The sequence below is a fragment of the Collinsella aerofaciens genome (genome assembly GCF_015561195.1).
Classification (GTDB): domain Bacteria; phylum Actinomycetota; class Coriobacteriia; order Coriobacteriales; family Coriobacteriaceae; genus Collinsella; species Collinsella aerofaciens_AC.
The window spans coordinates 83,552-99,989 of sequence record NZ_JADMSU010000004.1; the positions used below are offsets into that span (position 1 = coordinate 83,552).

Annotated in this window: 8 protein-coding genes and 1 tRNA gene; all 9 read right to left on the reverse strand. The window is 60.6% G+C overall.

Features of this window, described 5'->3' with window-relative positions:
- Nucleotides 1–200: 200 nt before the first annotated feature.
- Entirely contained in the window at nt 201–6,515 is a 6,315-nt protein-coding gene (locus I2H81_RS05420; RefSeq protein ID WP_195644846.1) for a Spy0128 family protein, read from the reverse strand.
- A 467-nt stretch (nt 6,516–6,982) separates the two neighbouring features.
- Nucleotides 6,983–7,324, reverse strand: coding sequence for a 4Fe-4S dicluster domain-containing protein (locus tag I2H81_RS05425; RefSeq protein ID WP_195644847.1), 342 nt, complete (start codon nt 7,322–7,324; stop codon nt 6,983–6,985).
- Between the two features lie 7 nt (nt 7,325–7,331).
- The gene (locus I2H81_RS05430) at nt 7,332–8,420 is read right to left on the reverse strand and encodes a hydrogenase large subunit (RefSeq protein WP_195644848.1); all 1,089 of its coding nucleotides are present in this window, start codon (nt 8,418–8,420) and stop codon (nt 7,332–7,334) included.
- Nucleotides 8,421–8,425: 5 nt separating this feature from the next.
- Nucleotides 8,426–9,145 carry an NADH-quinone oxidoreductase subunit C gene (locus tag I2H81_RS05435; RefSeq protein ID WP_195644849.1) on the reverse strand — a complete coding sequence of 240 codons (720 nt, stop codon included), beginning with the start codon at nt 9,143–9,145 and terminating at the stop codon, nt 8,426–8,428.
- Nucleotides 9,145–9,738: an NADH-quinone oxidoreductase subunit B family protein gene (locus I2H81_RS05440; protein ID WP_195644850.1), complete on the reverse strand. Its 594-nt coding sequence runs from the start codon at nt 9,736–9,738 to the stop codon at nt 9,145–9,147. The genes I2H81_RS05435 and I2H81_RS05440 overlap by 1 nt, the downstream gene beginning before the upstream one ends.
- Nucleotides 9,739–9,750: 12 nt before the next feature.
- Nucleotides 9,751–12,633 carry a proton-conducting transporter transmembrane domain-containing protein gene (locus I2H81_RS05445; protein WP_195644851.1) on the reverse strand — a complete coding sequence of 961 codons (2,883 nt, stop codon included), beginning with the start codon at nt 12,631–12,633 and terminating at the stop codon, nt 9,751–9,753.
- Between the two features lie 287 nt (nt 12,634–12,920).
- Nucleotides 12,921–13,316, reverse strand: coding sequence for a helix-turn-helix domain-containing protein (locus I2H81_RS05450; RefSeq protein WP_195644852.1), 396 nt, complete (start codon nt 13,314–13,316; stop codon nt 12,921–12,923).
- Between the two features lie 449 nt (nt 13,317–13,765).
- Nucleotides 13,766–15,796 carry a bilirubin reductase, long form gene (bilR, locus tag I2H81_RS05455; RefSeq protein WP_229108090.1) on the reverse strand — a complete coding sequence of 677 codons (2,031 nt, stop codon included), beginning with the start codon at nt 15,794–15,796 and terminating at the stop codon, nt 13,766–13,768.
- A gap of 528 nt (nt 15,797–16,324) precedes the next feature.
- Nucleotides 16,325–16,401 (reverse strand) — tRNA-Met (locus I2H81_RS05460).
- Between the last annotated feature and the right edge of the window lie 37 nt (nt 16,402–16,438).

Sequence of the window (16,438 nt, forward strand, 5' to 3'; positions counted from 1 at the left end):
GTTTTTTGGCATGGTTGGGGGTAAGGGGCTAAACGTAGTAGATGGGCCAATTTCGTGGCAAGCCCTTCTCGCCTACGCACAAAAGCGCCGCCACGGAGGAGGGAGATACCTCCGTGACGGCTGGGGGTGGGGGTGGGGGCTATGTTCTGGCTCCCCGCCGGTCGCCCGGGGCCTTTTGGCCCCGAGCGCTGCCAGCGTGCCTAGCGCTTACGGATACCCCAGACCAGGGCTCCGACGCCAGCCATGGCAATAACAAATGCCATGAGCAGTGCAGCGGCCTGCTGGTCACCCGTAGTGGGCAGGAAACCCTTGACCGTCTTGACGATGTTCGTCACGGTCTTGGGCGTGCCGGGATCGGGCGTCGGCACGGGCGTCTCGGGCTTCTTGTACGTGTTGTTGAACACGATACCCTCGACGCTCTTGTCACCCTTGGTATAGGCAACGCTCGCCTTGAGGTTGCCCTCGCCGTCATCAACCACGTTGACGGTCGCGGTAAAGACGGACTTGTCGTAGGTCATACCGGCCTCGTCGCCCTTGACCTCGCTGATGGTGTAGACGTACGTACCGGGCTCGTCGTACTCGAACTTGTCGAAGTTGATCTTGCCGTCGGCATCGTTGGTGACGGTGGACTCGATGTCCTCGCCAACGAGCTTAAAGCTAAACTCGTCCTTCTTGAGCTCGCGTCCCTCGAGCACCTTGATGGCGCCGATGGAGACCTGCGTGGGCATGGCGTGATACTTGTTGGTAAAGCCAGCCGACTCGGTGGTTCCCTCGAGCTTGTGCGTCGCGGTCAGCGTGCCGTCGCCGTTGTCGGTGACGGTGGTCACGACGGTGTAGGTCGCGCCGTCATAGGTGACGCCCTTGTACAGGCCGAGCGCGTTGGGGCAAGCCTCGCGCAGCGTGTACGTGTGCGTGCCGGGCGCCTCATAGTGGATCGGGCTCAGCGTAACGTTGCCGTTGGCGTCGTTGGTGCCACTAGCGACAGTCACGCCGTCCTCGAGCAGCTCAAACGTGAACTCGCCAGCTGCAAGGTCGCGTCCGGTCAGACGCTTGACCGTCTTGACCTGATCGGTCACGACAGAATCGGTGGGCGTTACGCTATACGTGTTGGTAAACGTGAAGGCCGCACCGTCGTCGCCTTCGCGCACGACGCTCAGGTGTCCGGCACCGTCGTCAGTCACGGTGTAGGAAACCTTGCGCGTGGCGTTGGCGTCGTTGGTCACGCCAGGGGCGCTACCGGACTCGGTCACCGTGTAGGTAAAGGTGTGCGAGCGCGGGGCGGTGGGAGCTGCGGGCTCGGACTCGTCGTTGGCGTCGGACTCGTCGCCATCGACCTCGGCGCCGTTCTCATCGGCGTCAGCTTCGGCCTCATCAGCGTTGGCCTCGGCGTCGCTCGACACGTCGTCAGAAGCATCGGTCGTCACGCCCAGGGCGCGGTTGAGGTCCTCGAGCGTAAAGTTGATCTTGCCAAAGTCCACGTTACCGGCCGCATCGTTGGTTGCGGTCCTGTGCTCGGGCATCGGGGCGCCAGCCTCGTCGGCGGTCACGGTAAAGGTGAACTTACCCGCGATGTCGGCCGGGGTCAGGCCCTCGGCTGCCTGGAGCTTCTTGGTGCCGGTGAGTGCGGCATCGACGGCATCGGCGCCGTAGACGTTCTTGAACTCGGGCTTGACGCCGTCGTAGACGGGCTCCGCTGTCAGGGTACCGTCGCCGTTGTCGACGACGATAACCTTAAAGCTGAAGCTCGGCGTTGCGGCCGTGATGCCCTTGGCCGCGAGCTGCGGCGTGAACTCAAAGGCGGTGTAACCGATGGTCCATGCAAGCCTGGCATCCTTATCGGTGCGGATAGCGCGCTTGGCGTTTACCAAGTCGGCGAGCATCTCGGTGGTGTAATGCAGGGAACCGAAACTTACATGCCCATTAACGTTGGTAGTGCATGTACCCTCAATGGCTTCCTTCTCACCTGCGTAGGCGATGCCAAAGTAGAACTCGCCGTCGGCCATCGGGCGACCGGTCAGGGTCTTGGTGGCAACGACCTGAGCAGCGGTACCACCAGTCGTAGCGCTATAGCGGTTGACGAACGGGACCACAGCGCTCTCGACCGCAGCGGCACCAGTCTTGTACTCGGTCGGCAGCGTGCCCTCGGGGCCGCCAGACACGGTCGTCGTGGCGGCAAGCGTACCGGCGCCGTCATCGGCGATAGCAATCGTCACGGTTCGCACGGCGTCGTCGTAGGTGTAGCCGGGCTGGCGGTCGTTCTCCTCGGCCACGGTGTATGTGAAGGTCTTACCGGCGTCAGCCTGCGTAAACTTGACCTCATGGCCAGCCAGGATGTCGATCAGGCCGACCGCTCCCTCTGTCGTCGCAGGGGACTTGAATTCGTTGACTCCGGGCAGCAGGTCAAGCGCGTCGGCCGAAGCCTCGTCGGCGGGCTTCACGGTAAAGGTGAACTGACCCTCGGTCATGGGACGTCCGGAGAGGCTCTTGCTGAGCTTGAGGCCGCCGGCCGCGGTGTAGTTAAGCTCAGTGCGATACGTGTTGGTAAAGCGTCCGTTTTCCTTCTTGGTGACGTTGGCGGTCAGGGTACCGTTGCCGTCCTCGGTCACAGTCACTTCGGCGGTCGCGACATGGGCGTCATACGTCATGCCGACCGTGCTGCCCGCGTTCTCGTGGATCTCGTACTTGTAGGTTCCGGCAGCCGTGTAGCGAATCTTGCCGAACTTGATGGCGGCAATGCCGTCCTTCGCGTCGTGCTTGCTCACGGTTACGGTTGCAGGATTGGGCAGCGGGGCACCATCGGGGGCGGCGATAGTAAAGCTGAACTCGTCCCCATCCGTCCACTCGCGACCGTCGATGGCCTTGCTCAGGCCAAAGTCGAGGTCTGCATCGGTCGGGGCCACGCTGTAGGTGTTGGTGAACTCGGCGGTCTTGGCATCCTTCAGCTCGTGCTTAGCGCTGAGCGTGCCGTCGCCGTTGTCCGTGATGATGGTCTCGATGGTGAACTTGGCTACGCTGTAAGTGATGCCCTTGCTGGTGGTTCCGCCGTTGGCCTCGCGCAGCGTGTAGGGGTGCTTGCCGGGCTTGTCGTACTTCACGGCACCCATCGAGATGTTGCCCTTGGCGTCGTTGGTGCCGGTGGCGACGACCTTGGCGTCCTTGCCCTCGCCCTCGACGAGCTCGAAGGAGAACTCGCCTTCCTTGAGGCCGCGCCCGTCCAGGACCTTCTTCGCGGTGATCTTGTCTGTGACGCTGGAGTCGACAGGCGTCACGCTATAGGTATTGGTGAACGTGAAGGCCGCGTTGCCGTCCGGCTTGCGGGAAACCTTCAGATTGCCCTTGCCGTCATCGGTCACGGTGAAGGAAACAGTGCGCGAAGACTTAGCGTCGTTAGTCACGCCAGCCACCTCGCCGGACTCGGTCACGGTGTAGGTAAAGGTGTGCTCGCGCTTCTCGGGCTTATCGACCAGAGCCTTGTTAAGGTCGTCGAGCGTAAAGGTGATCTTGCCAAAGTCGACCTTGCCGTCGGCGCCGTTGGTCACGCTCGTGCTCGTAGGCATGGGCGCGTCATCTTCGCCGGTCACGGTAAAGGTGAACTTGCCGGTGATGCCGGCCGGGGTCAGGCCGCCAGCGGCCTTCAGGTTCTTGATGCCCGCAAGCGGTGCCTCGGCGGCATTCGTGTTGTAGGCGTTCTTGAACTCGATACTCTCGGCGTCCTTGTCGTCCTTGGCGTCGTTCAGCTCGTGCGTGGCCACCAGCTGGCCCTTGCCGTTATCGCTGATGGTCGTCACGATGGTGTAGACCGCGTCGTCGTAGGTGATACCGCCGGCATTGCCCTTGACCTCGCTCAGCTTGTAGGTGTGCTGGCCGACCTCAGTGTACTTGATGGCCTTGAACTTCACCTTACCGCTGGCGTCGTTTGTAACGGTCTCGATAAGCTTAGAATCCTCGCCCTTGAGCTCGCGGAGCTCAAAGCTGAACTCGCCGGCCGCCAAGTCGCGCCCGGTCAGGGACTTGGTCACGGCAATCTTGTCGGTGACACTGGACTCAACAGGTTTCGCAGTGTAGGTGTTCTTGAACTCGGTCTTGCCCGAAGTCACCTTCACGTCAGCGCTGAGCTCGCCCTTCTTGTTGGGCGTTACCGTCACGGTGATCTCCGCGACATTCTCGCTGTAGGCAACGCCGTCAACCGTGGTCCCAGCGTTCTTCTCGCTGACCTTGTAGACATACGTGCCAGGTGCCTTGTATTCGATCGTGCCGAAGTTAATGGCCGCCTTGACCTCATTCGGATCGTCATTGGTCACGGACACAGTCACGGGCTCAGTCGCGGACTCGGGCATCGGGGCGTTGTTCTCGGACGTCAGCTCAAACTCAAACGCGTCCTCTTTCGTCCAGGCGCGGCCCTCGAGCACCTTGGTCAGGCCGAAGTCGGCCTTGGTGTCCACCGTCGTCGGCGTCATGTCGTACCTATAGCTAATCTTGCCGTTGTTGCCCAGATAGGAATTGACATGCGTCGCGGTCGCCCTGGCGGACGTGTTATTCCACTTGGGGTTGAGAACGTCGGTCGCGGTGCCGGTCTTGTTGCCGCCCACGCTCTCCTTGGTGGTGTGGAGCTCATCGATAAAGGCCAGGCGTGCGGTTCCCACAGTAAACACCAAGTTACCGTTCTCATCGGGAACAATAGCGCCGTCGAACTTCGCGGCGTCGCCGCCGATAAATTCGATGACGGCGGTGGCGGGCTTGGCCTCGTCGTTTTCGCCCTGCTCCTCGAACTCATCCTTATAGTAATAGGTGGCGTTATCAGCCAGGGAGCCCGTCGCCGGCGTCGTGCAGCCCTCATCCGTGAAAATAGGCGTCTGCTTCTGGAAGTAGTAGTAGCGGTTGGTGTCGGCGGGCTCAAAGGTCGCAACCGTATTACCCAGAGCGCCGGCAGCCCACTTGTTCGCGTAGAAGTTAACGGTCTTGGCGCGGTTTTCGTCAACGGTCCTATTACGCTCGATGTAATCCTTAAGCCCCGTTAGCTTCTCGGGCGTAAACAGGTTGTCGAGTGCAACCTTCTTCACGCTCGAGGCGTACTTCACCTGGATGGGCTTAGCGTTGTCGACCGAAAGCTTGCCGTCTTCGTTCTTAAAGTGGCTCTGCGGAATCAACGACGCAGGAATCTTGACCGTTACGATATCGCCGGTCTGGGGCTCGTCCTCTTTGGCATGCTGAACGGTGATGACCAGGTTCGCGGCATCACCCGTAAACGTGTAGGTGTCGACGTTGTCCTCGGTCTTTGTCGGCTTGTCAAACGTCGTGCCGTTGTATATAAAACCGTCGACCTGCATAAAGTCGCCCAGCTCATCGGTAAACGTAATATAGCCGGACTTGGTCGCGTCGTAGCCCTTATCAATTTTGGTTGGATGGGGCGGCTCCGACGTAATGGCCTTAGAAATGTCGTCGAAGACCTTCTTGAGCTCGTCGGCATTGGTCGCCGACTTGTAGAAGTCGGAGTTCTCCGCGCGCGCACCGTGAGCATCCCATGCCGTAGCATTGGGATAGTTGCTCGACACGGCCTGCATGAACTTGTTCGCTTTATTCGCTTCGTCTGTTCCTAAATCTTGAATGTCTGCACTGGGATTCGCTCCGCTAAAGATACCGATGGTATAAACGGTGGCCTTGCCGTCCTTCATGTTCTTGGCAGCCGTCACGGCATCGTTGGCAACCTTAGAATCAAAGTCGCTAAAACTCGTTGGCGTGCCGTCGGTAAAGAACACAACAATCTTCTTGGCGTCCGCACGGCCAGAAGTTTTGATGTTTTTCTCGGCTTGTTTCATACCATAATCGGCACGCGTAGCGCCAGCAGGTCTAATGGAATCGATCGTTTCCTTAAGACTCTTTGCGCCGCCAACCGTGCACGCCGTCAACCCTTGCATTGTCTGCGAGTAGTTGTAGCTATGGCCGCCGGAGCGATACGTGTCGTTTCCAACCTTATCGGTCTCATTACCCGCAAACTTAACAATGGCAACCTTATGCTGCCTATCCACGCCCTCGATACCCTCGTTTTGCTTGGCGATGGTATCAATAAAGCTGTTCGCAGCGTTCTTCAGCGCTTCGATACGCTCGGTCTTGTCGCCTCCGCCCATAGGATCATTCATCGAGCCAGAGGCATCCAGCACCATCACGATGTCAAGCGGCGTGGTAACCGTCACGGTTGAATTGGATGTCGAAGACATAGCCGAAAGCGTAGTCAAGAAATCCGACTCTTCGTTTTCTCCGGTTGCCTCAACCGTCTTGTCGGTCCAGATTCGGCCGACGTTTTGAGTCGTCACCTTATTGCCGCCGTGGCCGGCCGCCCATTTTTCCCAGCGTCCGCTGGTGTCGGGGTCGACGACCGTCGGTCCGCTCACTGTCGGCCCGTCCATTCCGGTGCTGGACCTGGCGTTGGCCTCGGGCAGCATGGCAAATGCTGCCGCCGGCAACACCAGCACTACGGCCAGTATCACCGCCAAGAGACCCCTCGTGTACTTACTCATCGCGTCTCCCTTCTCGCGGTCTCAGACCTTGCATCAGCCTAAAGTTACGGAATGAGACACAATTAGGGCAGGTGACACATGTTCCAGATTCGGTTTTGGGCGTGAGACAAATGTCTCACCAAAGTTGAGACACGGCGTTTTCGCAGGAAAACGGGTGCGACTCGGAGTCATCAGGCAAAAATGATCCGTTTTCCTCCGTCCACGGGAGATCAAGGGCTGTTACGGATATGGTGACATTTCAAAACTATGCCGGTTTACTACGATAAAAATGAGATCCCCGACCACGCGTGACATTTTCGCAAAACTGCAAGCCGTCTACCTGCGGTTTTGATTTTGCCAAATGCGGCGTGGTTGGGGGTAGGCGATTTATCGTAGTAAACCGGCATAGTTTTGTTCGCGGCGGCTCGCCCGCGCGCTTAAGCATGGGGCCGGTGGGGCATTTATGCCCCACCGGCCCCGTCTTCGCGCTATTCCGGCTTGGTTTCTACCGTGGGAGTCTTGTCCGCCGCAACTGGAGTGCGGGCGATGTCCATAGTCAGGCAGTGCTTGGGGCAGCTTTCGATGCACTCGCCGCACACCACGCAGGCATACGGGTCGATCGACCACGTCCCGCCCTTGCGATCGACCGCGAGCGCGCCCGCCGGGCAACGGCGCGCGCACATGCCGCAGCAGATGCACACGTCCATATCGTTGACGATATGCCCGCGCAGGCGCTCGGGTGCCGCGAGCTTCTCCTGCGGATAGCGCACCGTTACCGGCTGCTTGACCATAGAACCCAAGGCCGTCTTGGCAAATGTCAGCAAACTCATGCCGTGCCTACCTTTCCGTGCAGCTAATGCAGGGGTCGATGGTCAGGATAATCATGGGCACGTTGGCAATGAGCACGCCCTGCAGCGCATGCGTCAGACCCGCCAGATTTTGCGACGTCGGCGTGCGCACGCGGAAACGGTCCAAGTTCTTGGTGCCGTTGCCGCGCACATAGTAATACGCCTCGCCGCGCGGCTGCTCAATCACAACCTCGCCGCGCGCGCCGTCGGCTGGCGTAAGCTTGGTGCGCCCACCGATACCGTCGTGCGGAATCTTGCCCACAAGCTCCTTGATGATGTCCATAGCCTGCGTGACCTCGGCGCAACGCACCTGGCAGCGGGCATAGCAGTCGCCATCGGTAGCGACAATTGGCTCAAACGCAGCCAGATCCGCATAGGCGCCGTCGCCAAACATGCGCACGTCATAGTCCACGCCCGAGGCGCGCCCAAACGGGCCGACCATCGAAAGCTCCAGCGCGTCCTTCTTGCTGATCACGCCCACGCCATGCAGACGCTCGCCGCAGCTGTCGTCGTCCAAAAACGTATGCACCAGGGCCTCGTAGTCGGGGCGCATGGCGTCGAGCGTCTGGACAATGCCCGCCAGCTCGGAGTCCTCGATATCGTGCTTAAGGCCGCCGATCTCGTTAATCGACAGAATCACGCGTCCGCCGCACGTGCTCTCAAAGATCTTGAGAATCTGCTCGCGCAGGGTCCACGACCGATAGAACAGCGCCTCAAAACCAAAGGCGTCGGCGAGCAGGCCCAGCCACAGCAGATGCGAGTGGATGCGCGAAAGCTCGTGCAAAATGGTGCGGATATACTGCACACGGCCGGGCACCTCGATGTCGAGCATGCGCTCGCAGGCGCTGGCATAGCCGCAGCTGTGACCCACGGCGCAAATGCCGCAGATGCGCTCGGCGATGTAGCCAAACTGATGCATGTCGCGCTTTTCGGTGAGCTTCTCGAGTCCGCGGTGCACAAAGCCGATCTGCGGAATTGCCTCAATGACGCGGTCGTCCTCGATCACCAGGTCCAGATGAAGCGGCTCGGGCAGCACCGGGTGCTGCGGGCCAAACGGAATGACGGAGCGATGTGCCATGGACCTTACGCCTCCTTTTTCTGCTTGTCGCGGGCGGCCTTGGCGGCAAGCGCCGCGCGGACCTTGGCCGCTTTCTCGGGATCCATGGCGGCGAGCTTTGCCTCCATCTCGGCGGCCTTGAGCGCAGCCTTCGCAGCAGCCTCATCGTGCTGAGCATCGGAGCCGGCAGCCGCAGCGGGCTGGACGGCAGCAACGCTCGCAGCATCGCCGGCGCCCGCAACGCCCTCCCCTGCAGCAGCCGCAGCCGCGGCGGCCTTCTCGGCAGCGGCCTTGCGCGCCTTGGCCTCGGCAGCCGCGCGGACCTTCATGGCCTTCTCGCGCGCGGCCTTCACCTCGGGCGTGATAACGCTCATGGGCTCGGCAGTCGAGACCTGGTAGAAAAAGCCCTTAAAGTCGATCTGCATATCGGTAACGGCAAGACCAAACAGGTCGTGCGCTTCATTTTCAAACGGGAACACCGCGGGGTAATACGAGCTGATGGACGGAATCTCCTGGTACTGGTCGATGCCCTCGACTACCAGGCTCTCAATCGCATAGCTGCCGTCCTGCGCAATATGCTCCTGAGCAGCTCGAACGTTGATAAACGTATAGACCAAGCGATACGAGCCGTCGTCGACGTTGCGTTCGGCGTGCATTTGCACAAAGCGCGCGCCGACGCCCTTGAGCGCCTGGACATGCGACAGGAGCTCGTCGATCCCGACGGTGGTATAGATTGCCTTTTGCATTACTCGGCCTCCTTTGCAGCGATGGGCGCGGCGGGCGTCCCAGCGGCCGTGTCGCCGCCACCGGCGCCATCAGCCCCGGCCCCCGCGGCCACAAACCCGTCCTCGCCCAGCTCAACGCCACCATCCCAGGTAGCGGCACCGCCCACGGTAAGCGGGTCGCCGCCGGCGCGCATCACGGCCTCCTTCTGGTCCAGGATGCCGCATGCCTCAACAATGGCATCGATCACGGTCTCGGGGCGAATGGCGCACCCGGGCGCGTACACGTCCACGGGAATCGCGCGGTCCACGCCGCCGATCACGTTGTAGGCATCGCGGAACACGCCGCCCGAGCACGCGCAGATACCGCAGGCCACCACGCACTTGGGCTCGAGCATCTGGTTGTAGATCTGGCGCACGACGGGCAGGTTCTGGGCATTGACCGAGCCCGTCACCAAAAAGATATCCGCATGCTTGGGATTGCCGGTGTTGACCACACCAAAACGCTCCGCATCAAACAGCGGGGTAAGCGAGGCCAGCACCTCGATATCGCATCCGTTGCAGCTCGAGCCGTCGTAATGAATAACCCACGGCGAGCGCGACATTTTATGATCCATGGATGCCGCCTCCTAAATAAACACGTCGACGAGGATAGGCATAAGGTTGAGCAGGCCAAACACCAGCGCCACGCCCCAGCCGAGCTTAAAGCAGCTGCGCCAGGTGCTGCGGGCGAAGGTGTTGTCGATCAGCACCTCGACAAAATACGTCGCGGCCATCACGACCAGGGCTACGACCCAGCTCACCGGGTTGTCCCAAACAAAGAACATGCCCACCCACATCAAAAACAGCACGGTCTCGCACCAGTGCATAAGGGTCATCTTGGCCAGCGTGCCGCCGCTCATCTCGGTCGCGACGCCCTGGACAATCTCCTGATGCGCGTGATGCGAGTACGAAAGGTCAAACGGCGACTTGCGTAGCTTGATGGTGAGCACCGCAAGCAGCGCCAGGAAAATGGGCGCACTGTACACGATGATGGGCGCCGACTGCCCGGTCACGGCGATGGAATCAAAGCTATCGGTGGCAAGGTAGAGGCCCACGCTCATCAGCAGAACGGCGGGCTCGTAACTCATAACCTGCAGCAACTCGCGATCGGCGCCGACCTGCGCAAACGGGCTTTGCGTCGAGGCGGACGCCAGCACCACAAAGATCGCGGCGAGCGTCACCATAAAAGCGCACAGCAGCGTGTTGGAACCCGACACAAAGATGCCGCCGCCTACCACGGTAAAGATGAGCGCACATGCCATATAGGTATCGTCCATGGTGTTTACGCTGGCAGGGGCCTTGCGCAGCAGTTTGGCAACGTCGTAGAAGGGCTGCAGCAGGCGCGGACCCACGCGGCCCTGCATGCGAGCCGAAAGCTTACGGTCAAGGCCGTCAACCAGGCCACCCACAAGCGGCGCAATCAAGGCAAACGCCACGGTACCAATAAAGATGCCCACGACACCCGAACCTTCGAAATACTTGCCGCGCAGCACCGAGGGCGCGCTCATGGCAAGCCTCTCGGGTCCAATCCACACGCAACACAGCAGCGCAAACAAGATAATGCTGCAGCACACGACGCTACCCGCGGGGCCAATACGCTTCTCGCCAAGGGCGTCCTCCGAGTACCAATTGCGCTTTTCGGCCTTCACCTCGTGTCCCATCGAGCCGCGGAAATGGCGGTAATTGTCGGTCCCCACACCCGAAAGGTACACGTTGACGTGCGGCTTATTGCTCACGCGGAACGACGTCAGCAGCACCACGGCGATAAACGCCACGATAACCACCATCAGATACATGGCGTCCTTGCCAATAACGTACGGCACGCGGCCAAACACCATGGCCAAGTAAGGCGACACCAGACCGCTCGAGATAACCGGGAACGCCACGCAGCACAGAATCAGCAGCGCGGCGATGGTGTTGAGGGCCATCCATTCGGTCTTATGGACATTGACCTCAACGTTTTGAGCCGTGGGGTCGACGCCCGAAAGCTTGGCAAGCCACTTGCCCCAGAAGAAGAACGTCGCGGCCGAGCCAAAGGCAAGCACCATGATCATGAGCACGTTGCCGGTCTGGGCAAACGCCACCAGGGCGCCCCACTTGGACACGAGCATGCCAAACGGGGCCACGAACATGCCCATAATGCCCAGCATCATCAGGCGCGTCAGGTGCGGCATGCGGCTGAACATGCCGTCCATGTCCTCGATATTGCGGCTGCCGATATGATGCTCGGCCGTGCCCACGCACAGGAACAGCAGCGACTTTGCCACCGTATGGAACAGGATCAGGAAGATCGCGGCCCACACGGCCTCGGGCGCGCCGACGCCCAGGCAGGCGCTGATAAGGCCCAAGTTGGAAATGGTGGAGTACGCGAGCACGCGTTTGGCGTTGCTCTGCGAGATGGCCATGAGGGCAGCGAGCAAAAACGTGATGGCACCCACGCTCGTGACCATAAAGCCAGTCACGGGATAGATGGCATAGAGCGGGCTCAGCTTGACCATCAGGAACACGCCGGCTTTGACCATGGTTGACGAGTGCAGCAGGGCGCTCGTGGGAGTGGGTGCAACCATGGCACCCAACAGCCAAGTGTGGAACGGCATCTGTGCGGCCTTGGTGAGTGCGGCGAGCGACAACAGGATGACCGGCATCACCAGCAGCGCGGACTGCGCGGTTCCGGTGCCGGAAAGCTCGATCATGCCCGAGATGGTCAGCGGCATGCCGTTAACGTGCAGGTACATGAGTCCGGCCAAAAACGCGATGCCGCCCAGCATGTTGAGGATGATTTGGGTAAAGGCGTTCTTGATGGCTTCGGGCGTACGCGTGTAGCCAATCATAAGGAACGAACACACGGTGGTGATTTCCCAGCCGCAGAACAGCCACTCAAGGTTGTCGCTCGTCACGATGACGAACATGGCCGAGAGGAACAGGAACATGAGCGCCAGGAACTGCGGGCGACGGTCGGGCGCGGTCTGCCCGCGCAGCGCGGCCTCGTGCTCGTCATGGGCCTGGAAGTCCTTCATGTAGCCCAGGGCGTACACGCAGATAAGGCTGCCGACAATGCCGACGGCAAGCACCATGATCACACTCATGTAATCCAGGTAGAGCGGCGTGGCGGTGACAACCTCGGCCACGGGCAGCGTCATGGCAGCGAAGGCAACCGAACCCACCAGCTGCACCACGCCGAGCACACCGGTAAGCGCGTTCCTATATTTGAACGCGTTGTACAGGATGACGGCGCACAGAATTACGTCGATGACGGAGCTGATGATGGAGAGCACGTGCGAGGTGCCCGGTGCCACCTCAAAGCTCTGCGGACCCGTGCCAAAAAACATGACGGCGACTACAACCGTCACCGCCATAATAATGCCGGAGCCTACAAGCCCTACCGCATCGCGGGCGCGGTCACCGCGCGCGAGCAGCATGCCCAGCGCCGGTACCAGCGGAAACAGGGTAAGGAAATACAGTAGCGTCATACCATCACTCCACCATGCAAAAACGCTGCAATTGTTTAACGTTATAGCTCAGTTGAGGAGTAGCGGCGGCGGGTTTTCGGTCAACTGGGGAGTTTTAGGCGTACGGGGTAAGGAGTCTGTCCGCTTTGGAGCAGAGAGGCGACGCTCCCCCTATCGCGGCGGCGGGCGCACGGGCCACTGCGCGCGGTTTATTAACCACTTTGGAGGATGTTCCAGTAGGCTCACGACGGTCCAAAAAGTTGGCGCGGCAAGAAAAATGCGCCCCTGTGGGCGCACCATCCCGTTCGCTATTCCGCCTTTTTAACGCGCGGCTTGCGACCGCGCGGCTTATCAACCAGCGCGGACTCACCGCTCTCGCGATACCGGCGGCACCAAGCCTTGACCGAAGACTCGCTGGGAATCTTGTGCTTGATCATGGCCTCGCGAACCGTTAAGCCGTTTTCCAAGCGGTCCTTGACCACGGCGAGCTTAACTTCGTACGAATAGGTGTGATGATGCGAACCGGCGTTGAGAACGGCGTCGGCACCGCCCACGGCATACGCGCGGGCCCACTGACGAGCCGTGGCCTGGGGAATGCCAAGCTCCGCGGCGAGGGCGCGATGACCGACCCCCTCTTGGAGGATCTCGACGGCGCGCTGCCTAACCTCGGGCGCATGCGTGCGAGTCCTTGTTGCTTCCGACATACCTGCCACTTCTTAGCCTTAACCGTTAATCTGCTTTCTTACGTGCAAGTTAGATAGTAGCATTTTACTGTTTGCTCAAAGCAGTTAATTAAAATAGACGCGGTGTTATCTGGGCATTTGGCACCAATTTACGACATTTCTTTATCGATTATTTACGCTGGTAGCTGACTCGCAGCTAATCGTCATTCGCTTGTCAACAAAATTGGCATCTCTTTATGTCCTTTGGCATAGAGGATATAGTTATTAACCCCTCCCTCAATAATTTTGAGTAATCAGCAAGGCAGTAGACGTCCTTACTCCTCATGATTACCGCGCATTGCCATCCACCGGAGCAAAACAAAAAGGGCGGGGCCTGCTGCGCTTGCAGGCCCCGCACCGGTTGACACCCGACGGGGCACAGCCGGGCGAGGCGGATCCGTGCTACCGCCCCGCCTAGCCGCGATGTTCAACTACAGCTCGTTGGCCGCGTGATACGCCGTGCGAATGGCGTTCGCAATGTCGGCGGTGCGCTCGCCCGAGCAGTCTCCCACGCAGGTCACGGGCACCGTCACGCCATCCAGGTCAAACGCGTTGGCCTTCGAGCCCACGGCCATCACCACGTAATCGCAGGCGATCTTCACCGGCTCCTCGGCGCCGTCCTCGGCGGTGCGAATGGCCTCTACGCCCTCGTCGGTAATGGCGGTCAGGCGGGTCTTAACGTGCTGCTCCACGTTGTGGGCGGCAAAGTCGCTCATAATCAGTGGCAGAATGGTCTCGGACTCGCCCGCGGCAATCTTGTCGAGCATCTCCACGATCGCCACCTCGCAGCCGTGCTGCAGCAAGTACTCGGCAGTCTCGGTACCCACCAGGCCACCGCCAATGACGGCGACGCGCCCGCTGAGCTCCACCTTGCCGGCCAGCACGTCCCAGCTCGAGACGACCTTCTCCGAGTCGGCACCCGGAACGGGGATGACCACGTCGTGCGCGCCCACGGCAACAATCGCGGCGTCGGCGGCGTTGAGGTCCTCAGCGGTAGCGGCATGGCTGAGCTCGACCTTCACGCCCAGGCCAGGCAGAATCTTCTCGTAGTACTCGACCGAGCGCATGATCTCGTCCTTGCGCGGAGGCGCAGCCGCCAGCACAATCTGGCCGCCCAAGTGATCGCTCGACTCGTAGATGGTCACGTCGTAGCCGCGCTTGGCCGCCACGCGTGCGGCCTCCAGGCCGGCGATGCCACCGCCCACCACGGCGATCTTCTTGTCGCCCTCGCCCGGCTTGATGGCGATGGTCGCCTCGTCACCGTTCTCGGCATTAAGCACGCACGAGATGTACTTGCGGTCTTGAATCGCATCGACGCAGCCCTTGTTGCAGTTGAGGCACTCGCGGATGGGCTCACCCGTGGCGGCCTTCAGCGCAATGTCGGGGTCGCACATGAGCGAGCGGCCATAGGCGATGATGTCGGCGGCGCCGTCTTCCAGAATCTTCTCGCCGGCCTCGACCGAAACCACGCGGCCCACGGTTGCCACCGGCACGGAGACCAGGGCCTTGACGCGCTCGGCCACGGGCAGCGTCCAGTTGTAGGGCATGGCACCCATGGGCGGAATGGTGTCGCCCATGTTGCCGGTGTGGTTGGCCTGTGCGACCTGAATCATATCGATGCCCGCACCCTCGAGCAGCTTGGCGAACTCGCAGGCCTCGTCGGGCTGCAGGCCGCCCTTGCCGCGCGGCGTGCCGTCGGGGTTCTCCATGATCACGGGGAGCTTGTACTCCACCATCAGCTGCGGCGCGGCTTCCTTAATGGCAGCGACAACCTCCAGCGCGTAGCGGACGCGGTTCTCGAACGAGCCACCGTACTCGTCGGTGCGCTGGTTGAGGATGGCCGAGCACAGCGAACCCACCAAGCGGTCGCCGTGGACCTCGATGGCATCGATCCCGGCCTGCTGTGCGCGAGCGGCCGAGGCAGCGATGGCCTCCTTGATCTGGGTGAGCTGCTCTACGCTCGCCTCGTTCACAAAGTGCTGCATGTCGTGATGCAGCTTGGCGTAGGCCTGGTTGCGGATCTCGTTGGACTCGGCCATCTTGGCGGCAAAGGTCTCCTCGTCGCCGGCGGCCTTGGCCTCCTGCGCGGCCTTGGCGGCGGCCATGGATCCCATGACCATGCGGCCGACACCGGGCACATCGTACTCGGGGTGGAACAGCTGCAGCGCGACCTTGGCGCCGTGCTTGTGGACGGCGTCGGCCAGCGCCTTAAACGTGGGGATCTGGGCGTCGGTTGCCAGCTTGGGCGTGGGGCTTGCGGTCATGACGGGAGCGACGTCGCCGATGACGATGTAGCTCACGCCGCCACGGGCCAAGCGCTCGTAAAAAGCCAGGCTGCGCTCGCCGATGGAACCGTCACGCTCCTCGTAGCCGGTGGTCAGCGGCGGAAACATAATGCGGTTCTTGAGCTCAAGGGGGCCAACCGTAATGGGCTGGAGCAGCTTGGATGCAGGTGTGGTCATGGACATTCCTCTCTTGTAGGCGCGGCGGCGATGATGCCGCGTAGCTGTCTAGAGGATATGACATGGGGGCACAGCAGCACAACGGAAATCGGCGGATAGCAGGTAGCGGCAGGTGGATGGGGCGGGGCGGCCCGTCGGTTTGTCTCGATCTGTAACAGTTACCCAGCAAAACCGGGCCTTACTGTTACAGATTGAGATATTCCTCTCGACCTATCCTCAACAATCTAGATCTGTAACAGCTAGGCCCACTTTTGACCCCTACCTGTTACAGATCGAGACAAACCAAACCCGCCTGCCGGAAAATCTCAATCTGTAACAACAACTCGGCAAAATCCGTCCCTCGTGTTACAGATCTAGACAAACGGAGACCGTCCTGCCGAAACATCTCAATCTGTAACACCTAGCCGCCCAAATCGGGTCTAAATGTTACAGATTGAGATTTTGTTTGAGAGGCCGAGAATTGGACCGAAAACACGGTCCCGGAATAACAAAAAAGCTCGCCGGCTAAGCCGACGAGCTGCAAGTTCTTGGTCGCGGGGGCAGGATTTGAACCTACGACCTCCGGGTTATGAGCCCGGCGAGCTACCAGACTGCTCCACCCCGCAATGTCTGGGCGCCTCATGTGCGCAAGAAAGAATATTA

Coding starts and splice junctions, on each gene's coding strand:
- bilR (WP_229108090.1), bottom strand. CDS start 15,796: ATGACCACACCTGCATCCAAGCTGCTCCAGCCCATTACGGTTGGCCCC.
- I2H81_RS05435 (WP_195644849.1), bottom strand. CDS start 9,145: ATGCAAAAGGCAATCTATACCACCGTCGGGATCGACGAGCTCCTGTCG.
- I2H81_RS05425 (WP_195644847.1), bottom strand. CDS start 7,324: ATGAGTTTGCTGACATTTGCCAAGACGGCCTTGGGTTCTATGGTCAAG.
- I2H81_RS05445 (WP_195644851.1), bottom strand. CDS start 12,633: ATGACGCTACTGTATTTCCTTACCCTGTTTCCGCTGGTACCGGCGCTG.
- I2H81_RS05450 (WP_195644852.1), bottom strand. CDS start 13,316: ATGTCGGAAGCAACAAGGACTCGCACGCATGCGCCCGAGGTTAGGCAG.
- I2H81_RS05430 (WP_195644848.1), bottom strand. CDS start 8,420: ATGGCACATCGCTCCGTCATTCCGTTTGGCCCGCAGCACCCGGTGCTG.
- I2H81_RS05420 (WP_195644846.1), bottom strand. CDS start 6,515: ATGAGTAAGTACACGAGGGGTCTCTTGGCGGTGATACTGGCCGTAGTG.
- I2H81_RS05440 (WP_195644850.1), bottom strand. CDS start 9,738: ATGGATCATAAAATGTCGCGCTCGCCGTGGGTTATTCATTACGACGGC.